Raw genomic sequence first — 19995 nt, 5'->3', positions numbered from 1 at the left:
TGGCCCGGACAGAGCCCTTGGCAGCATCGAAACTTCACCCCGAACAGGTGTCCCTTTCGCCGCCGCAGGAGTAAGCTTTCCCGGCAAATCCGCTTCTTTCCGCTACCATCGAGCGTCCACCCCTTAGCACTAAGCCGTCTCCGTCCGGTAAAGTAGAGCAGGGAAGTTCTATGACGACGCGCCACAGAAAGCCCGGACGATCGCAGTCGAACGACGCCCCCACGGCTCTGTTCGAACACATCTTCCAGCGTCCCGATCTCCTCACCTGGGCCCTCACCCACCGTTCGCTCGCCTACGAGACCAACCCTGAAACCCTCCCCGATCCAGCCGCCGACAACGAGCAGCTCGAGTTCGTCGGCGACGCAGTCCTTGGTCTCGCCGTCGCAGAGGCTCTCTTCCGCCGCTTCCCCGCCTCCCGCGAGGGCGAACTCACTCGCCTCCGCGCCTCTCTCGTCAGCCGCCGCCACCTCGGGGAGGTAGCCGCTCGCATCGACCTCGGCTCGCTCCTCCGTCTCGGTCGCGGCGAAGAGCAGAGCGGCGGCCGCAAAAAACCCGCCCTCCTGGCCAACGCCCTCGAAGCCGTCATCGCAGCCCTCTACCTCGACGGTGGCCTCCCCGCCGCACGCGCCTTCATCGAAAAGCACATCATCGAGCCCGCTCTCCCCGATCTTCACCTCGCCCTCGCAGGCAGCAAAACCTTCAGCGGCGCCATCGGCGACCACAAATCCGCCCTCCAGGAGCACCTCCAGGCTACCGGAGCCGGCCAGCCTCACTACGTCCTCACCGACCAGAGCGGACCCGACCACCAAAAGCGCTTCCGCGTCGAAGTCCGCATCGATGACAAATCCGGCGGCTCCCGCGCCCTCGCTGAATCCGAAGGCTCCACCAAAAAACAGGCCCAGCAAGCCGCCGCCCGCCTCGCATTCGAGCGCCTCATCGCCGAAGCCCGCATGGTGGCCGAGACCTCCTCCCTCGACGTAACAGCGGAGGTAGTCGAATGACCCAACCCGCCGCCGTCTCCAGCAATCCTGCCGCCCAAAGCCCCTCCTCATCCAACATCCCACCGACGCGTCCGCCGGCCCCGCACTCATCCCCAGCGCAGCGACGACACCACGCGCATCACGACAGACCCAGCGTCTTCACCGCACTCCAATCCCTTCTGCACCTCATCGTCATCGCCATCTTCATCATCACCTTCTGCGTGCAGCCCTTCCGCATCCCCTCCGAATCCATGGAGTCCACGCTTCTCGTCGGCGACTTCCTCCTCGTCGACAAGCAGGCCGCAGCCCCCGACGGTGCCGGCACTCTCCTCCCCGCCGCAGCCATCCACCGTGGCGATATCATCGTCTTCCACGATCCCGTCGACGCCACCCTCCACCTCATCAAGCGTGTCATCGGCCTCCCCGGCGACCACCTCCGCCTCCGCCAGGGCCGCGTCTACATCAACGGCCGCGCCCTCGCCGAACCCTACGCCGTCTACCGCCCCAGCCCACCCGACAGCTTCCGCGACAACTTCCCCCGCCTCCAGAGCGCCGACCCCGAGATCGACTCCCACTGGTGGATCCGCATGCGCTCCCTCATCGAGAACAACGAGCTCATCATTCCGACGGGCAACTACTTCGTCCTCGGCGACAACCGCAACGACAGCGAAGACAGCCGCTACTGGGGCTTCGTCCCTCGCGAAGCCATCGTCGGCAAACCCCTCGTCATCTACTTTTCGCTGCAACCCCAGGTCTCCGACGACGCCGACTCAAGCGGCAGCATAGCCCAGTCCGCCACCGCTAATCCCAGCCGCCGACGCGTCAGCAAAATCGACTCCGTAGTCGACTTCGCCCGCTGGGGCCGCACCTTCAAAATCGTCCGCTAGCCTGCTACTCAACTTCAAAAGCCACATACTGCAAAACCGACTGGCGTTCTACCTCCAACGCTACTGAATCACCTGGTTTGAAGTTCGCAAGCTGCTGCCGCAACTCGTCGGAGGTATTGAGCGGTCTCCCATTGATCGCCCGAACTACGTCTCCCACCTCCAGATTCGCAAGAGTAGACGGCTCTCCCGTCAGAACGCCGGCCACCACGACTCCCCGCTTGGAGCGCAACCCAGGCAACGCAGCGGCGATAAAATCATTGAGATCGACCACAAAGACTCCTAGAGCCGGAATCAGATCCTTCTTCGGATTTGTGAGATCCGACAAGCTATCCACGATAGGAAGCGAATCGACAGCATTCACAGAAAGTTTGACCGGTTTGCCACCGCGCAGGATCTCCATGTGGAGTGGCGCTCCGCGCTTATGCACATACAAATAGGCCGTGTACTTCGGAAAAGAGTCAATCGGAACGCCATCTATCGTCTGCACAATGTCCCCCGGGCGCAACCCCGCCGCTGCGGCCGGGCCAGTCGTATCGACATCAGAGAAGATCACACCATGATCCTGAGTTAACTTCAGGCCCCCAGCAAGATCAGGAGTAATCGCCTGTGCATGTGCTCCGATGGAAACAGAAGGCACAAATCCGTGCGCTTTCAATTCGTTATAGACGAAACGAACGACAGGTTCAGGAACGGCAAATCCCAGACCTTCGCTGCCACCTCCAGAGCTATAGATGAAGGTGTTGATTCCAACTAAATTGCCATCGCGGTCGATCAGTGGACCACCGCTATTGCCCGGATTGATGGGCGCATCGGTCTGCACGTAAACCATCGGTCGATCCAATTCAGGCTGTCTGCCCACCGCGCTTATGATTCCTTTGGTGATCGTGTGGTCCAGCCCCTGCGGCGATCCAATCGCAATAACCGTCTGGCCTAAGCGCACCTGAAAGGACTCCGGCAATGCTATCGCCGGAAGGTCGTGAGCCTCGATCTTGATGACTGCGAGATCAGCATATCGATTCGTGCCGATCAATTTTGCTTCGTAGACATGCTGCGGGTTCGCCAGTTGAGTGTGCCAGGTTAGCAACTCCACCGTCGTCGGCGCAACGATCACGCGAATCCGAAGAGCACCAGCGACTACATGGTTGTTGGTGACGATATACCCGTCCGGATCGACGATAACCCCTGACCCAATCACACGCTGTCGTTGCAGCGTCGTCTGATCCTGATCGTCGTCGCTGGTCTCCGGCTTTCCGAAGCCGGTCACTTCTATTTGGACAACGGAGTGCATCGCCCGTTCCGCAACCTCATCGATGGCTTGATCGTACTGCCGCAAAATCGTCGACCCCTCTGCGGAGGTGCCGGTCGTCTCTGGGCTCTTCTGGCCAAGTACAGACACCGACGCGGAGATGCATAAAAGAGTAGAGAGAAAAGGGATTGCCAGTTTCATTTGAGGCTCCTACGAGCAAGCAGGCTTCTAAACAATCTAAGCTTCTGCTCCATAACCATAACCGCAAAAGCTGAACATTGAGCCTGGCATTGATTCTCGGTTAGGATTTGAAAGTGGTAAAGGAGGATGTTGAGATGAGTTCGTCAACTGAGTCGATCTCTTGGGTGGATCGTTGGTGGCCGCTGCTGGTCATTCTTTTTGGTGTGATCTTTGTCACGGTTCTGGTGACGTTCCACCCGACAACGTAAAGGAGGGGTGCGGCGCAAGCCGTGCCTTCTTCCGTGCTACACGCTGGAACGCAGCAGGATCTGCGGGTCTCCACTGCTATCCTGATCTGGTGTCGGAACTCAACCTGAATTTGGCAAACTGGAAGTCGGCGCGCCCGCCTCAGGCCATTACCTTGGATGGTCAATGGTCCCGACTCGAACCGCTCACTGCAGCACAACACGGACACTCGATCTGGTTGGCTGTAAACGGCCACGATTCCGTATGGACGTGGCTCAGCGACGGTCCTTACGCGCGCGAAGAGGACTGCCTTCAGGCTCTGCATGCCAAAGAGAACGACAACGCTTCCCGGTTCTTCGCAATCCTCCCAAAACAACCTTCGGGGACAACCGCTGCCGCCGGATACGCCAGCCTGATGCGGATCGACCCACCCAACGGCGTCATCGAAGTCGGCAACATAATGTTCTCTCCCCAGTTGCAGCGAACGCGTGCCGCCACCGAAGGAATTTATCTCATGACGCGATATGTCTTCGAGGAACTGGGCTTTCGACGCTACGAGTGGAAGTGCAATGCGCTTAATCTGCCTTCGCGGCGAGCAGCCGAGCGGTTCGGCTTCACCTTCGAGGGTATCTTTCGCCAACACATGGTAATCAAAGGACGCAGCCGCGACTCAGCTTGGTACTCCATGCTCGATAGCGAATGGCCTGACCGCAAGCTTACTTTTGAGCGCTGGCTCGATCCCGCCAACTTCGACACAGAGGGGAACCAGATCCAATCGTTGACCTCCTTGGCGAACACCAGCAAATAATTCAAGCGAGCTCGAATCTCCTTGCCGAAAAAAGGAAAGAGCCCCGCAAGGCGAGGCTCTTAAGAAGTCCAACGGACCAGTCTAGGAAGCGCGCTTCTTCAAACCTCCAGCTGCCTCTTTTTCATCTTCGCGGCTCTTCTGTGCCGAATACTTCTCCTTGGCAGACTTGGGCTTCTTCTTATGCTCCGGCTCTTCAGAGCTCTGCCTCAGAATCGGCTGTGCGGCCTCGGTAATCTTTGCCGCCGCCGCCAGCTCCTCGTTCAGATTCTCCGTCAACAGGTCGATTACGTCCTGCATGCCCAGCGTCTTGGCCATCGCAATCGTCGCCTGGTAACCCGCGATCTCATAGTGCTCAGTCCTCAGCGCTGCGCCGATCAAACCGCAATCGAAGGAGGCTCCTGCCTCGTCCTTCTCCAGCGCATCCTTGCCTTCTTCCACGATGCCTTCCATTCCATTGCAGTGCTCTCCGGTCGGCTTCTCTTCCAGATGCCCGAAGACCTCCTTCAAACGCTCAACCTGACCCTTGGTCTCTTCCAGATGCGCAGTAAAGAGTTCCTTGAGCTTTGCATTCTTCGCACCCTTGGCAAGCTTGGGAAGCGCCTTCACCAACTGATTCTCCGCGCTGTACATATCGCGCAACTCATCCAGCAAAACATCCTTAAGCGGCATAAACCCTCTCCTGTATCGATCTATAGATCTGCGATTCCCGGCCATCTTGCCTCTTGTGAATCAACTAATGAGAGACACGTCACCCAAAGTAAGTTGGCCGATGGCAGCTTTAAATATCGAAGGGGCCGCGGAAACATCGCAGCCCCTTCAAAATCCGATCTAACTACTTCTTGCCGGACGATGCCGCCGACTTCGCGTGCGCATCTGTAGATTTACCATGCGCCGCCGTCGACGACTCATGAGCTTTCTTGGAGTGTTCATGCGCCTCGTCAACGTTGCCCATGTCGTGCTTGTTGGCTGCGTTGATGTGGTGACCTGCTGCCTCGGTGTGATGCTTTGCAGCATCCATATGTGCCTGTTTCGCCATTGTGTCCACTACCTTTTCTAAGAGCTTCAGCTCTTGACCCAGTACGATGACACCCCTTCGAACGGAGTTATCCGCGTCGGCTACCGGGCTCAAACACTTCTCCTGAAATTATTCATCGCTTCAAAAGGTCCGTTTCTATCACTCAGCTCTTCTCTTCCAATAATCAAAATTCACTTGACGCTCCCGCTCCACAAGCGCACCCTTAGGCTCATCAAATTTCGAGAAGGGAAATTCCCCCGATGCGCAACCCTCTCTTCGCCTTTGTCCTGCTGGCTTCCATCTTGACCCTGCCTCTAGCCGCCCGCGCCGACACCATCGACGACTTTACCCTCGTCGGCGATGGAAACACCTTCACCTTTTCCCTACCCGCCAGCTTCACCGTCCCCAACCATCCCCATCTGGACTCTGCGCTCCTCGGCAATGTAGCAACTTCGGTAGACGGCGCAGGTGGGTACTCCTCGGCCCTCACAATCTATCTGCCGCTATTGGGATTTCGCAGCGGCTTCGATATCTTCGTCGCCCCCTCCGGCTCGAGTGGTGGACACACCTACGACTACCAACTGCAGGGAGCTTATCTCGCCAATCAGCCCACAGAACCATTTACTGATCCCTTGGCAACCGTTACCTTTCTCACCGGAACCTATCAGTTGTCCACCTTTCTCGACGGGATCCCCTCTCTCACAAACGGCGGCATCCCTTTTACGCTGACAATCGCTCCTGAAACCGCTGCAACTCCCGAACCCGGAACCCTGCTCCTCATCGCCATCGGAGGCCTCGGCCTCATCACCGCAGCAAGGAGACGTATGTCTGTCTGACGATTCATAGACCGAACCCCGAGGTCCGGCCAAACGCGGGCTGAAAATAATTCAAGAAATCTTCGCCAAACTTGGCGTATGAGTTATATCCAGTTCGCTACAATTAAAAGAGAAATCAAAATCAAGGGCTGCCTGCGGCGAAAAGCTGCGGCGGCCCTTCGCATTTAACGTCCACAACGCACCACCAACGCACCATGAAAGAACCACAAAAAACCATGACCACGCGCATCAGAAATCGCTTCCTCCGAACCGCGGATCTCCCTGGCGAAGGCCACCCCGCAGCCAAAAAGCTCCATAATCCCGCGCCCAATCCATTTTTCAACGCTCATATACCGAGGAATAACGATCTACTCATCACCTCAACAACTGCTAACTCCAACAAAACAAGTATTTTAGCCATAACCCGCATGGATGCAATGGTTTAGCGGTATACCCTCCCGCTAAACCATTGCATCCATTGCACTTCCTCCCAAAATACCCCTCAAGGGGGGAGGGGGTGCCCCCGAAACGCCATCAACTATTCGCGGCGTGCCAAATAAGCCAGCATTGGCTTGCGGAAAAAACGGCGTGCTCCAACCTCTTACAGTCTTGTGACAGACTTAAGACTTGTCACTGACACATCGATAGCGGCACGACGATAGTCTTTCACTGTTCCCCGTTATAACGGGCTTGGAATTCAGCGGCGTCGTCCGTGGGAACCATCATATGTCGATCGTGAGTGAAGTTCGCACAGTGATAAAGAGGATGGCCTTCGGGAATACCTTACTACCCCAGGAGTTCACTCTCGGACTCGCAGAACCGCAGTCAGAGGTTACCGTGTGGCTGCATGGAGCAGGAGAACCCCGCGATGTAACTCACAGGCACTCCATGGTATGTGCTTCTCCACTAACTATCTGCATCGGATTTGACGAAGAACAAGTAACAAATGAGAAAGACTTGGCTAACCTATCGTTGAAATTCTGCGAGCGAGACGGTCGTAAGCGAGTCTTGGGAGAGATCGGACTTAAGCCTCAGATCATCGCTGCTGCGGTGGCCAAATTAAGGTTTGTCTTGTTCGAACCCCGAAGTTCAAAGAACTTTTGTCTGCCGAAAACGCGTCTCTGCGCTCACTATTTGCTTCACGCCTATCGCCAGTGGAGGAGCGATAACACCAAAGGGATCAAGATGTCGTTTCTCGAGAGACGCGCAGGTATGGTGATCTTTATCTGCCCTCGTCCCATAATGCTGGTAAGTGTGGGTAGCAGAGAAAACGGGAACATTTTTCCCATGAATATACTTGGCAATCTCGGTAACGGCTATCTGGGGTTTGCTTTAAGAGGCGAAAGATTGGCGGCCGGCCTCGTAGAACGTGCAGGCCGTATCGCGTTGAGCAGCCTCCCGTTGTCGGAGGGGGCTCTGGCATACCAACTTGCAAATAACCACACCAAGAAATCAATCGACTGGAGCCAACTACCCTTCGCAACAATGACGTCGACGACATTCAATATTCCGGTCCCTGAATTCGCTCAAAGAGTCAGGGAGTTGGAGATTGAGTCGGTTCGCGCGATCGGAAGTCATAAGTTTTTTATCGCGCGAATCATTCGAGAGGATAAATTTATCGACGGCTTGGAATTCTGCTCTATTCATGGGTTCTATCAGGCTTGGCGGCTCAGGAAACTCAAAGGGGGAGGCGAGGAGCTAGAGATTTCGTTGGCAGGAGATGCGTTCAATAAGCGAGGCCGTCACCGTTCAGAAGCTTTTAGGGATGTTCCGATCAAGATGATTCCATTGAACGATAAGCTCAATCGATGAGTGTGAAGCGCAAGCCGCCAGGCTATTGCAAGAACCATTGGAGGTGGTCACAAACTCCGAACGACTCGATCTTTTGCTAAGACAGACGGAGAACACCGATTGGAAGATCCAGTAGCCTCCAGAGTTGATCATCTCCACTCCCCACTCCGATGGTCTCGTATTGGGGGATGGATATTGTTAGCGTTGCTGGCGACGCAAATGGCTCTGCGCACTTTACCGAAAGCGTGGCATACGCTGAACACTGACTTTCCCAACTACTACTTGACCGCTAGTCTCGTACACGAAGGATACGATACATCGCGAGTTTACGAGTGGCTATGGTTTCAACGTCAGAAAGATCATCGTGAAATCGATCAACGGCTGGTCGGTATGGTTCCGATAACACCATTCTCGACCCTCCTCATCTATCCGCTCACTTCATTGCCCATCCTGACTGCGAAGCGCTGTTGGCTCATCTTTAACCTCGGCCTTCTGGTCGCGACTCTATCGATTCTGAGACGTATGACGCGGCATCCCTGGCAGCATCTTTCTCTCGTGGCTGTCTTAAGCTTCCCACTGCGTGTGAATTTATTATTTGGGCAATACTATGTTTTGCTGCTGTTCTTATTAACTCTGGCGTGTTGGCTTTATATCTGCCAGAAGCCATTTTTAGCCGGAATTGTGGTGGGACTTGCGACAGGTCTGAAGGTCTTTCCCGCCTTCTATTTGCTTTATTTTCTTAGGAAGAGGGATCTCAAAGCGTTTGCGGGTGGAGTGTTGGGCTCTTTGGGCAGTGGAGTCGCGTCAATATATGCCTTTGGTTGTGAGCTACATCGCGTTTATCTTTTCCAAGTACTACCCTCAGCACTCCGTGGCGAAGGCCTGGATCCATACAACCTGCAGGCAGCGTCTCTCTCTTCCCTCCTTCACAAGCTTTTTATTTATGAGCCCCAGCTAAATCAACATCCCGCAATTAATGCTCCTTGGTTGTTTGCAGGCTTGCATCCACTATTGCAGATGATGCTGATGGCGCCAGCCTTGCTCCTTGCTGCGCCCAACGAAACCTGTCCGCGTCGTGTCCATCTCGAGTGGGCGGCGATCTTACTAGCCAGCCTTGCGATTTCAACGTCACCGGCATCCTATCTCTTCACTCTCCTAATCTTGCCCGCATGTTTGATATGGGGAGTGCTCCGGGAGGAGAAGAAAAACTGGTGGCTCGCTATTCTCTTGCCTCTTTATGCTGTAGCGGGATTCGTGGGTGGAACAAATAACGGGGCAGCAGGATGGATTGCGGTACTGACTGTGCCAAGACTGTATGCAATGGTTCTCCTCTGCGCGTTTGCCTATGCGGTTCTGGTCAGCCAAGAGTCAAGCAAAAGTACGAAGCGTGACCGTCTTGCCTGGGCGCTTGCGCTCGCCGCAATCCTGACCTTGAGTATCGTATTCAATCTTCGTCACCAGCGCGGACTCTATGCCGATTATCAACAACGAATTCCTATTCCAAAAGGAGTTTTTATGGCGGTTCATCCAACGGCAGAAGAAGATGGGCTTCTGTTTGTGGGGATGCAACACGATGGTTACCGTTCCGCAGTTGAACGTTTCGGGGCCATCCACTTCAGCAAAGGGCACGATGACGAACTCGGAATAGCCGCCGCGAACGGTATCCAATGGGTCGAACAAACTGGGCACGAATCCAAAATCATCTCCGCATCAGGCGGGAGCACAAGCATCCAGCAGGCCGAGTCTCCAGTAGCATCTTTTGATGGCCGGTGGCTGGCGTTTCTCCGCGAGGAACACGGTCGAACGCGCATTTGGATACGCGCTCTGGGTCAATCGGTGGCCAGAGACAGTCCGCTTACCCCGCCGGAATTCAATGTGCTCGAAATGTCGTTCTTGCCCGGAGGCGAGATTGTATTTTCAGCCACGTCGGGAGGTGGTCACCCGGGACTATTTGTGTCAGATCGAGTCGGAAGCGTACGATCTCTCGGCATGGGCGAGGTCAGATATCCTTCTATCTCACCAAACGGGCGGTGGCTCGCTTATAGCGAATTGCAAGGTGGAAACTGGAACTTATGGCTGCGCGATTTGAGCAACGGCCAAACTCACAGACTTACCGATGCCGCGTGCAACAACACTGAACCTGCTTGGGCCGCGGACTCGCAAGCTTTGATCTATGCCAGCGATTGCGGACGAGCTCTTTGGTTTTCGGCTCTTTGCAGACGGCGCATCATCTACTGAACGATTTGCTGATGTTATTCCGTCGATTGGCAGTCCATTCCTTGAAACTAACCCTAATTCACGTCTGCAGAAACAATCAAATGACAAACCGGTGACAACAACAAAATACTAAGCAAGTAGTATTTTTGTTGTCTTTGTTTTTTGTGCGCAAATGCAAGGAGTGCAAACTCGGAGATAGAACTATCTGAGCCAATCTCGCCGCATCATCTCTTCATTTATTAGCATACCCTTGAGTCGTGTTGACCTGCTTTCGATATCGGCTCGACTGTAGATCGTGTGCTAGAGCTTTGACTAAAGGCAATCTTGCGAAACTCATTTATTCAGCAGGAGTCGGGAACAGTGGATGACCTCGTGAAGCCGTTTCGTGAAATCTATGCTCCTGATCTACAGTCGCGCTCTTTGAAGAAGGAAATAGCCTCACAAGGTTATTTGCTAGTTAGGGGATTGCTGCCCTTCGAGGACGTGAATCAACTGCTGAATGAGATTCTGCTGATTGTTGGTGTCGCTGGCTGGCTTATGCCTGGTTATGGTTTCGTGGAGCGCGTAGCTGACAACGGCGCCATATGTGGTGAGTCTGACTCATCGTTCAATCTTGTCTATCAACAAGTCTTTGGCTTGGAATCTTTCCACGCTCTCGCACATCATTCGGCCCTCCGGGAGGTGATGAAACTGCTTATTGGTTCACGACTCCTGATACACCCGAAGCCGATCGGCCGGTTAATCTTTCCTAACTGTGAACGTCTCGTGATTCAGGCACATCAGGACCATCAGTCCATCGCGGGCGATCCGGAAAGCTTTACGGCCTGGATTCCACTCCACAACTGTCCACTAGAACTAGGGCCGTTGCGGATTCTCGAAGGGTCTCATCGTTTTGGGCTTCAGAAGGTTGACCCCGAAACAGGCATTATTCCAAACGGGACAGCGCGCGGAGGCGATTGGGTCAGCGGACAAATCAATGCAGGAGATGTCCTAATTTTTCACAGTCTAACGGTCCACGCAGCCGCTCCGAACGTCTCTAAACAACTCCGTATCTCATTGGATTGCAGATTTCAGGATTACGAACGAGCGGTTGATCCCGCGAATCTGGTATTCGCGGGATCCTCAAATAGATCCTGGGAAGCTACATACGCTAATTGGCGCTCAGATGATTTGAAGTATTTCTGGAAGCATATGTCCCTGAAGTTAAAGCCTTCCAAAGACGAACTGATTCAGCTTGCCCAAACGGCCGCTTCTCCAAAGATGCAATCGAGATATGCCAGAATCCTGAGCCAGCTTGAGTCACAAATGCCTGGGTGATCACATTGACAATTTCGAACTAATAATCCTATCTGCACTCAACTCCAACCCCGGCATCTATCCATGGCTTCTTCTCTCGACTCCTCCAGCTTCGGTGACGATGTAAGGTCTGTTGATCAGACTTCGCGGGACATCTACGCTAAAAAAGAAGAGCGCCTCTCATCGGGTCGAGGGTCAAAGTTTGTCAGAATGATCCCCGAGATTTGGAGACTCGTCGAGCCGTTTCGGTGGGTTCTTGCGAGCAGTTTTTTGCTAATGATTGTGAACCGAGTCTGCAGCTTAGCTGTTCCCATTTCTTCTCGTTACCTTGTCAATAACGTAATGTACAAGCAGCAGTTCGAAAGGCTGCCCCTGATCGTAGGTGCTGTAGCCTTTGCTGCCTTCATCCAGGGCATCACCACTTACACCCTTTCGAAGCAGCTTTCCACTGCGGGCCAGCGTCTTGTCGCAGATCTGCGCATTCGGGTCCAACAGCATATCAGCCATTTGCCCATCTCTTTCTTCGATATTAATCGTACTGGAGTCCTGGTCACTCGCATCATGTCCGATGTGGAAGGAGTTCAGAATCTCGTTGGGGCAGGGCTCATAGACTTTGTCGGTGGCATTCTCACAGGGATTATCGCGCTCGTCATTCTCATTCGCATTAGCATTCTCATGACGATCCTCACGTTCTGCATTTTGATCGTTTTCGCATGGTTTCTCAAAAAGGCATTTGGGGTTACGCGACCGATCTTCCGTGAACGCTCCCGTATCAGCGCCGAGGTCACCGGTCGCCTCAGCGAATCCATCAGCGGTGTGCGCGTCGTCAAGGGATACCTCGCGGAAGCCGCCGAAGGGCAGGTCTTTGCTCAAGGCGCCGGGCGTCTTCTCCAAAATGCCACCAGTTCGATAACTGCTCGGTCGTTTATGTCGCTCTGTTCCACGATTGCGATCGGAATCGTGGTCTCGCTAGTTATGTACCTCGGAGCAAGAGGAACGATGACGCACCATCTCGATGTTGGAGGCTATGTGGAATTCACAATGCTACTGGCCTTCCTAGTTGCACCGATTGCCCTGTTGGTCAGCGTCGGAACTCAGCTCACCGAAACGTTTGCGGGTCTTGATCGCACCTTCGAGATTCTCGATGAACCCGAGGAAGATGACGAAGTAGCCCGTACGGAGGCAATAGATTCAATCATGGGGGACGTAGCGTTCAAGGACGTCACTTTCTCCTATGTTCCCAACACCCCCGTTCTGCACGGGATCAGTTTTGAGTCGATGCCGGGCACAGTCACTGCGCTCGTCGGGTCTTCGGGCTCGGGTAAGTCGACTATCATCTCACTTATCTGCGGCTTTCATAGTGCATTCGACGGTCAGGTGCTGATCGACGGCGTTGACCTTTGCACCATCCGTCTGTCGAGCTTTCGTCAACAACTCGGCGTCGTATTGCAGGAGACGTTCCTCTTCGATGGAACCATCCAGGAAAACGTTCTGTTCAGCCGTCCAAACGCTACCGAAGAGCAACTGATGGAAGCATGCCGCATCGCGCGAGTCGATGAGTTTGCCGAGCGATTTGCGGAGCGGTATCAGACAGTCGTGGGAGAACGCGGAGTCAGGCTGTCAGGCGGACAGCGTCAGCGGATCTCTATAGCTCGTGCCGTCCTGGCTGATCCGCGCATCCTCATCCTTGATGAAGCTACCAGTTCGCTGGACTCCGAATCTGAAGCGCTGATCCAGAGCGGACTCGACTTTCTAATGCAGGGCCGCACCACCTTCGTGATCGCGCACCGGCTGTCGACGATTCGACGTGCCGATCAAATCCTGGTGGTTGAGCAGGGGAGGATCGTCGAACGAGGAACTCACGAGTCCCTGTATCAGCGCGGGGCTCGCTATTATGAGCTTTACACGCGTCAGCACGGCCTTGAAGCTAATTTATTCCTCGCACCCGGCGAAGGCGACAGGATCATCTAACATCACGCTTGTCTCCATGCCACTGCGGCAGAGTAATTCCTTGCGTAATCTGGTTTTAAGATGTGACGATCTGACAAATTAATGACAGACTCCAGACCATCGAATGACACACCCGTTGGAGCCTCGCGATAGCGTTAAAGCAGCATGTGTACTTTATTTAGTTTGAGAGATCGCGCACTTCTCCGACGAGTCGGCAACGTGCTGTTTTTCGTCTGGATGCTGTGCTACTTGCCAGTTCTCGCTGCTCAGGACACTCCTCTCCTCTCGGGAGGGTTAGGCTTACTTACAAACACTAATGGCGGTACTACGTCTTACCAGACAATCGCGGTCCCAGTGCTGGAAGCTCCGATCGGTCAACATCTGCTGGTTGAATCGCGTGCCAATGTTCTCGAGACTTTTTCCCCGAAAGGGAACGGCCAAGGGTATAGCCATTCGGGGTTTCTAGGATTGTCGTATCTTCAGGGAGACTACATCGCCACGCCGCACCTCACAGTGGTAGGCGGCTACTTCCTTACACCGTTTGGCACCTACAACGAGCGGCTTTCACCGATCTGGATCAGTAACCTGCAGGATGCTCCTTTGATATACGGTATCGGCACCATGGGAAGTGGTAGTGGAACGGGCGGCATGTTAAGAGGTAACGCGCACTCGACGGAAACGGTCTCAATCAGTTACGCAGCTTACTTTTCGGCAGGCAGCACGAATAAACAATTTCAGTCGTCGCGTTCAACGGGCGGACAGATATATGCGTACTTCCCTAAGGTAAGGCTCGAGATCGGAACGTCCTATGGGAGGACGCTGGAGGGTACCGAATCAAACTCCTTTGGAGTGCATCTCTGGTGGGAGCCGGCAGGGATTCCTCTGAAGATCCGCTCTGAGTATGCACATGGGGCTCACTCGCAAGGATATTGGATAGAGACGGACTACCGGTTGTCTCAGATTCATGGCGCTGACAGCTTGATCGGGCGACTGGAACCGATATTCCGGCTGCAGCAGACCTTTCGAAATAGTCCGGATGCTTCGGACTTTCTGCCAAGCGCCGATACGCAGAGAAGCGATTTTGGACTCGATTACTATCTGCCGCACGAGGTGAGGGTCAACACAAGCTACTCGCGTCAGTTCTCCTCGACCGGAAACGTCAATGTCTGGGAGACTGGCGTTGTCTATCGTTTCTTATTTCCGGCCTGGAAAGGCAAGCTGCGATGAACATTTTTATACGAATTTCCTTCTGTGTTCTCTTGTTATCTGCGGTGCAGACGTTCTCGCGGGCGGAAAGTACTAACGCACCCGCCGAGGCTCAGCAACAAACAAAGGGCAACGCGGTGCATGGCGCAAAGCAACGAGACGGACAGCAGGTGTTTGAGCAAAACTGTTCGCGTTGCCACAACGCTCCACAAGGCTTTTCGCCTCGGATTTCTGGGACAGTTACAAAACACATGCGCGTGCGCGCGGGACTGAGTAGTGATGATGAAAAGGCTATCTTGCGTTTTCTGAACCCGTAACCTAAAACTCTGCAAGCGCTTGAATGAAAGGATATATGCTAAAGCTCAAACACCTGCGCCATCCTTTTCAGACGGCGACTGCTGCGAAGAGTCTACTCGGGGCACGCCTAAGCATGTGGAGGTTCGCAAATCACGGCGCCCATCGTTTTAAGGACGATGATCGCTACGATCTCCAAAATGTGACGGAGGGGTTCAAATCCCGCATCGATGATTCAAGCGATGATGATGCGTTGCTGGAAAGAATATGCACGGCATACATCAGAGCCGTAAAGCAGCAGAAGTTTGCGCCAAGCGCATACCAGGCTACGGAATGGTGGAAGCAGGTACGACACAGAAATCTGGGACCTGTAATCCAGGCGCTGCTCACCAACGACACTAGCACGCTCCGAGGAATGTACCAGAATTTTTTCCGTAATCCTTGTTCAGCGGGTTTGCTAGGAGCACCTTTTGGTATGTCGAAGGCATATTTCGGCGGGAATATCAAAGATGTCTATAGGAAATTTTATCTAAGTCACGTTCTATACCGATTTGACTATTGGAATGCGCAGACAGATGGCCGCTTCACATTGCATCACCTGGCAGGTCCAGGTATAGGAAATCCATTTGGCGTGCTAATCCACGGGACACACATAAATGTAGGTGCGGAGTATGCACATTACTGTGCGCATAGGATCGACAGCATGCTAGCCCCAGAGTCTGGCACCATTGCCGAAATAGGAGGTGGGTTTGGTGGGATGGCTTACTATCTGCTGCGCGACCGGGCGAACCTAACTTACGTTGATTTCGATGTTCCGGAGAGCATTGCGTTAATCTCGTACTACCTGATCAAAGCTTTTCCAAAGTTGAAGTTTCTGCTTTATGGCGAGGACAAGCTGACAAAGAAAGCGATCACTCAGGCGGACGCGGTGCTATTGCCCATGTTCGACTTAGAAAACATGCCAGCAGAAAGTGTTGACATTACTTTTAGCTCCCATGCAATGTCGGACATATCGCCAGGCGCGATGGATGAGTATCTGAAACATATCGATCGGATGACAAAAAATTGTTTCTTTTATATAGGCAAGCAACAAACGAGCGAGTCTATATCTGGCATTCTCGGTCGAAAAAAGGATTCGTTCAAGTTGTCAGATACTCGAACGTCCGGATGGCACAGTCATAAGGTATCGGGTGCCGGAGTAGGGGGCGCTTCGGGCATGGCAGCGTCAACGATGTTGGAGCAGAGTTACACACGAATTGCTAAACCTACTCGCTAAGACGGTGTTCGAGTCACCTGATGCGAACCATGAGCTTAAACCTTTTGGCTGACTACTTATTCACAAAAGAGTTATCCCCGTGAATTTGATGACAACAGAAACATCAACGCCTACCCCACCTGCGTTGCGCCGAAAGCTCAAAGCTCTTCTCTGGGTTGCGATGGGTGGGATGACAATATCGGTCCTTCTTTACAGCGAGGTACCGCTTCTGCGTCAGGTAAAGGAGCGGGCTTATCTAGGCTCGATCCCCTTCCTGATCATCCCACACGTTTTAGCGGGAATCACCGCGTTGCTAGTTGGTCCGCTTCAGTTTTCGAGCCGGGTACGGCGGGGTAACCCAAAATTTCATCGAGCCCTCGGCCGAGTCTACGTCTGCTCGGTCTTTATCGCGGCTCCGCTTGCCGTTATCCTATCCCACCACCGCCACGATTCCCGCGCGATCCACTTCGTTGTTGCGAATATCGTCCAGGCAGGAACCTGGGTCATCGCGACGGGGGCTGCTTTTCTGACGGCTCGCAACCGGCACTTTCACCAGCATCGCGATTGGATGGTCCGTTCCTATGCTGTAACCTTCACCTTTGTTGGTACCCGTGTCTTACAGCCTCTCCCAGCATGGAATCGTCACAGCGAAGCGGGATTTGCTATCGAGATAATCATGATCACCTTCATGGCCATCCTGATTCCGGATCTGGCCTTTCATTGGAGCGCCTTCACACGGCGCCGATCGTGAATCGGGTGTTTTCCTCGTGCTAGTTGTGAGAGCGCAGCTTCAGCCCAGCAATGCGTCCCCTTCGGCGTATTGCGGTCGGTGCCAAAAGAGAGCACGCTCGCTCTCGTAGCAGCAATTACCGGGCAGCGCGCAGCCCGTGCTCCTGCTCGAGACCAATCGACTCCGGCGGACCAACGCCATTGTGTCGGGCAAGCGCCTCCGCGATGCCGGAGTAGCGCGGTGAATCCCTCAGCAAAAACCAGCACTCGCGATCGCCCTCACCGTAACGCCAACCTTTCCGCAGCCGATAGAACTCCGAGCCGTATGAGACCAGCCACAATTCATACCGCGATGGGTCCGCGCCAATTACCAGGTTCCGAGTCAGATTTGGCCACGTCCTACTTCCGTACTGCATCTGCCATCCGGGTTGGATCAGGCATCTCTCCGGCTGATCGGGATGGACAACGATCACATCCGCATGCAGACGCTCCACATCCGTAGGTTGTATAAAGCGATGGGCGAACTCCGGAGTGTTCAAACCCCACGGATCGTATGTCGTCCACCCGGAATAATAGGGCAGAAAGCCAGTCTCCGTTGTGATCATGGTGGCGTGTTCCTGCATCGCACTCAGTTCCTGCGCAATGTCCTTCGCCTCGTTGAATTGCATATCTCGAAAGGTACGAAGCTCGCGATAGAACGGCATCGCAATCAAAAGGAGCCAAGCCCCGAAGCTGATACGCAACACAGCCCTACGCGACGAGAGTGGCGTCTGCTTCCAGTTGACCGCCAGCAGAACAGCCGCAGCTAGCGGCAGATAATAGAAGAAGCGGTCGCCGATATTCTGATCGAGACGCATCATCCAGTAGAACGCCGTAGGCGCCGCGATCAAACTCACAAACAGAAACCGCGGTTGCAATCCGCGAAGCAAAACCATTGGTATCAGCACCGCTGCGTCGAACAGCAAATACTTGAAACTCTCCTGCAGCGAATGAGCGACCACCAGCCCTAGCACGCGCCGAGCATCCGACTTGACCAGGAACGGCAGCGGAAAAAGTTCACCGAAGTAATGCACTCTCCAGGTGAAATACACCAGCCCCGGCAACAGAAAAAATGCCGCCACCCTCCCCAGCGTACCCCTCCTGTCCTCCGAAGAGACCATCGCATAAGTCAGCAGAGGCAGCACAAACACCACACCATCGGGCCTGAAGAGACAGAGCCCAAGCGCGGTAAGCGAGGCCCGGACCACGCGTTTTTCGATCACAAGCAGAGTTACCGTCGCAAGCAGCAGTGCATCCGGAAGAACTGCGAACCCTGATGCCGCGGCAAAGATCTGCGGAAACAGCGCAGCCGATCCCGCGATAGCGAGCAAACGAAGCGTTGAGATGTGAACCCGCGCAAGCCGCAGCAACGCAAACGCCAGCCCCAACAGCGATCCCACATTGACCATCGCTGAGAACCAGGACGGATCGAGGCCAACACGCATCGCCCCGGCCACCAGCGCCATCCACGCAAAATCCGTCGCGCCCTCTACGCGGGGTCCGCCTGCAAAAAAAATAATAGCCCCATGCACTACGAGGTTTCTGCTGTAGGCAAATAAGATCATTGCATCTTCTGCGGGAAGAAAATACTTTGGCACAATCGCCAGAAGACTCAACCCAATTGCGCCATAAATCCCCAGTAGCCACACAAGCGCGCGCTCCGACAATACAGACCTGGCCTCTGACTCTTTATGCGACGAGCCATCATGAGTCAAGGACGAGGACGATTCCGGTTCATGATCGTAGATTGGGTTCGGCAAGTGTCGGCTGTCACTTTCTTGTACTACGCTATGCTTCATGCATTGTCCGCGGCTATCAACGAGTATAGATTCCATAGATCGCAGATGAATCCGCCCTTTGGTTACAACGTGTTGGGGCGGAGGCGGCCAACGTTTTTTGCGCAATAGGCAGCAGCGTACTAAACTTCAGACAGGGAAGAGTGGCCGAGTGGTTGATGGCTCCAGTCTTGAAAACTGGCGTACCTGAAAGGGTATCGGGGGTTCGAATCCCTCCTCTTCCGCCATTTATTTTGTAATGTCTCGAAGTAGCGACTTGCTGCGGTAGAAGACTCGCAAAATCCCCATAAAATACCTTTTCTTTCGCCTGAGCGCAATCTCCAGAGATGCTGACACGGATCGTTATCTCGCCGGAGTGGACAAATTCCTCCAAATAGGAGGGCTGGAGAGATTTCTGACGGGCTGCGGTTGGTTCGGTCATGAGCCGTAACTCGTGGGCCGCTGTTATCGCCATGAAAGAGGGTATGAGTGGTTGGTTCAGGCTTTGCCTCAACTTGCAAAATCGTGCTAAACATCAATATCCGCGAAGAGAATCGTGGGACGCTGCCTTGCAGTGTTTGCACTGATTTTCACCCGTTTGGATATCAATTAGTCACCACAGAGTCACTGGATCGCACGTAATGCGGCTACAAACACGCGCTTCGGACGCGAGTTCCTCGCAGTCATATATGGGGTTCTGGACGCCTCAACAGAATCTACGTCCCGAGTTGGGCTTCGGGCCGCGTTTAGATACTGAACCATAGGGAGGTAACGCTCCGGATAGAACAGTCCGTAGCGACTTCGTAAACAGTGAACTCAAGCCACCTCCAAAATCCCTCGACGCGTTTCGCTATCGGTCAGCAAAGAGCCGCGCAGTTTCCTGTTTATTGGTTGTTCCACTATCCGATACAAGACGATTGAAACCGGGATTGCGCAGCAGAGCATAATCAAAACTGAGGCAATCTCACCTTTCAGGTGCGCCCCGGCCGATGCCAACGTTGAAATTTTCACCATTCTTTTGGTCAGTACGATCATAACCAGGAAATGCGACAGGTACAGCGAATAGGACGCATCTCCAAGCAGGAGCGCCCAGCGTGGCCAGAGCCCGCCAAAACGATCCTCCAGCATGACAAAGGCCAAAGCCAGCAGAGCAGCCGGAACTCCCCATTGCAGGATGCGTATGGATGGTCCAGCGGTCTGTGGAGAGAAAAAAACAACATCGGAGCGAGGATTAAGAGCAGCGCGGCAGTTTTCACGTTCAAGCGA

General features: G+C 54.1%; 18 protein-coding genes and 1 tRNA gene. 13 read left to right on the top strand and 6 right to left on the bottom strand.

Annotation, left to right across the window (positions count from 1 at the left end; genetic code table 11):
• The first annotated feature begins 170 nt into the window (after positions 1–170).
• Entirely contained in the window at positions 171–1001 is an 831-nt protein-coding gene (rnc, locus tag HDF12_RS19215; RefSeq protein ID WP_179586005.1) for a ribonuclease III, read from the top strand.
• The gene (lepB, locus tag HDF12_RS19210; protein ID WP_179586003.1) at positions 998–1867 is read left to right on the top strand and encodes a signal peptidase I; all 870 of its coding nucleotides are present in this window, start codon (positions 998–1000) and stop codon (positions 1865–1867) included. The genes rnc and lepB overlap by 4 nt, the downstream gene beginning before the upstream one ends.
• Before the next feature lie 4 nt (positions 1868–1871).
• On the opposite strand, the gene HDF12_RS19205 is transcribed toward lepB, so the two are convergent.
• Positions 1872–3314 (bottom strand): trypsin-like peptidase domain-containing protein, encoded by a 1443-nt coding sequence (locus tag HDF12_RS19205; protein WP_179586001.1) that lies wholly within the window; start codon positions 3312–3314, stop codon positions 1872–1874.
• Between the two features lie 358 nt (positions 3315–3672).
• Between HDF12_RS19205 and HDF12_RS19200 the strand changes: the two genes are divergently transcribed.
• Positions 3673–4347, top strand: coding sequence for a GNAT family N-acetyltransferase (locus tag HDF12_RS19200; protein ID WP_179585999.1), 675 nt, complete (start codon positions 3673–3675; stop codon positions 4345–4347).
• 81 nt (positions 4348–4428) lie between these two features.
• Here the strand turns inward: HDF12_RS19200 and HDF12_RS19195 are convergent, their stop codons facing one another.
• Both HDF12_RS19195 and HDF12_RS19190 read right to left on the bottom strand, forming a co-directional pair.
• Positions 4429–5016, bottom strand: coding sequence for a ferritin-like domain-containing protein (locus tag HDF12_RS19195; RefSeq protein ID WP_179585997.1), 588 nt, complete (start codon positions 5014–5016; stop codon positions 4429–4431).
• Between the two features lie 163 nt (positions 5017–5179).
• Entirely contained in the window at positions 5180–5476 is a 297-nt protein-coding gene (locus HDF12_RS19190; protein ID WP_257025741.1) for a hypothetical protein, read from the bottom strand.
• Between the two features lie 146 nt (positions 5477–5622).
• Here HDF12_RS19190 and HDF12_RS19185 point away from each other — a divergent pair, with 146 nt between their 5' ends.
• The gene (locus HDF12_RS19185) at positions 5623–6198 is read left to right on the top strand and encodes a PEP-CTERM sorting domain-containing protein (RefSeq protein ID WP_179585995.1); all 576 of its coding nucleotides are present in this window, start codon (positions 5623–5625) and stop codon (positions 6196–6198) included.
• A 164-nt stretch (positions 6199–6362) separates the two neighbouring features.
• On the opposite strand, the gene HDF12_RS22055 is transcribed toward HDF12_RS19185, so the two are convergent.
• A complete protein-coding gene (locus tag HDF12_RS22055; RefSeq protein WP_218892505.1) occupies positions 6363–6527 on the bottom strand; it encodes a hypothetical protein in 165 nt (54 codons plus the stop codon).
• 607 nt (positions 6528–7134) lie between these two features.
• Between HDF12_RS22055 and HDF12_RS19180 the strand changes: the two genes are divergently transcribed.
• The 8 genes from HDF12_RS19180 to HDF12_RS19145 all read left to right on the top strand — a co-directional run bounded on the left by HDF12_RS19180 (position 7135) and on the right by HDF12_RS19145 (position 16937).
• Positions 7135–7989 (top strand): PNPOx family protein, encoded by an 855-nt coding sequence (locus HDF12_RS19180; RefSeq protein ID WP_179585993.1) that lies wholly within the window; start codon positions 7135–7137, stop codon positions 7987–7989.
• A gap of 198 nt (positions 7990–8187) precedes the next feature.
• The gene (locus HDF12_RS19175; RefSeq protein ID WP_179585991.1) at positions 8188–10206 is read left to right on the top strand and encodes a glycosyltransferase 87 family protein; all 2019 of its coding nucleotides are present in this window, start codon (positions 8188–8190) and stop codon (positions 10204–10206) included.
• Positions 10207–10545: 339 nt separating this feature from the next.
• On the top strand, positions 10546–11502 hold the full coding sequence (locus HDF12_RS19170) for a phytanoyl-CoA dioxygenase family protein (RefSeq protein ID WP_373563962.1): 957 nt from the start codon (positions 10546–10548) through the stop codon (positions 11500–11502).
• A 63-nt stretch (positions 11503–11565) separates the two neighbouring features.
• Positions 11566–13452: an ABC transporter ATP-binding protein gene (locus HDF12_RS19165; protein WP_179585989.1), complete on the top strand. Its 1887-nt coding sequence runs from the start codon at positions 11566–11568 to the stop codon at positions 13450–13452.
• Between the two features lie 447 nt (positions 13453–13899).
• On the top strand, positions 13900–14658 hold the full coding sequence (locus HDF12_RS19160) for a hypothetical protein (RefSeq protein WP_257025740.1): 759 nt from the start codon (positions 13900–13902) through the stop codon (positions 14656–14658).
• On the top strand, positions 14655–14954 hold the full coding sequence (locus tag HDF12_RS19155; RefSeq protein WP_179585987.1) for a c-type cytochrome: 300 nt from the start codon (positions 14655–14657) through the stop codon (positions 14952–14954). The genes HDF12_RS19160 and HDF12_RS19155 overlap by 4 nt, the downstream gene beginning before the upstream one ends.
• Positions 14955–14989: 35 nt before the next feature.
• The gene (locus tag HDF12_RS19150; RefSeq protein ID WP_179585985.1) at positions 14990–16207 is read left to right on the top strand and encodes a putative sugar O-methyltransferase; all 1218 of its coding nucleotides are present in this window, start codon (positions 14990–14992) and stop codon (positions 16205–16207) included.
• A gap of 88 nt (positions 16208–16295) precedes the next feature.
• Positions 16296–16937 carry a DUF2306 domain-containing protein gene (locus HDF12_RS19145; protein WP_179585983.1) on the top strand — a complete coding sequence of 214 codons (642 nt, stop codon included), beginning with the start codon at positions 16296–16298 and terminating at the stop codon, positions 16935–16937.
• Positions 16938–17052: 115 nt separating this feature from the next.
• Here the strand turns inward: HDF12_RS19145 and HDF12_RS19140 are convergent, their stop codons facing one another.
• Positions 17053–18519, bottom strand: coding sequence for a hypothetical protein (locus tag HDF12_RS19140; protein ID WP_179585981.1), 1467 nt, complete (start codon positions 18517–18519; stop codon positions 17053–17055).
• A gap of 368 nt (positions 18520–18887) precedes the next feature.
• Between HDF12_RS19140 and HDF12_RS19135 the strand changes: the two genes are divergently transcribed.
• Positions 18888–18977, top strand: a tRNA-Ser gene (locus tag HDF12_RS19135).
• A gap of 568 nt (positions 18978–19545) precedes the next feature.
• Here HDF12_RS19135 and HDF12_RS19130 read toward each other — a convergent pair.
• On the bottom strand, positions 19546–19869 hold the full coding sequence (locus HDF12_RS19130; protein ID WP_179585979.1) for an acyltransferase: 324 nt from the start codon (positions 19867–19869) through the stop codon (positions 19546–19548).
• Positions 19870–19995: the final 126 nt, after the last annotated feature.

This window comes from Tunturiibacter gelidiferens (assembly GCF_013410115.1).
GTDB lineage: Bacteria > Acidobacteriota > Terriglobia > Terriglobales > Acidobacteriaceae > Edaphobacter > Edaphobacter gelidiferens.
The sequence above is the reverse complement of the archived record's forward strand: the minus strand, read 5'-3'. Positions and strand labels throughout refer to the sequence as shown.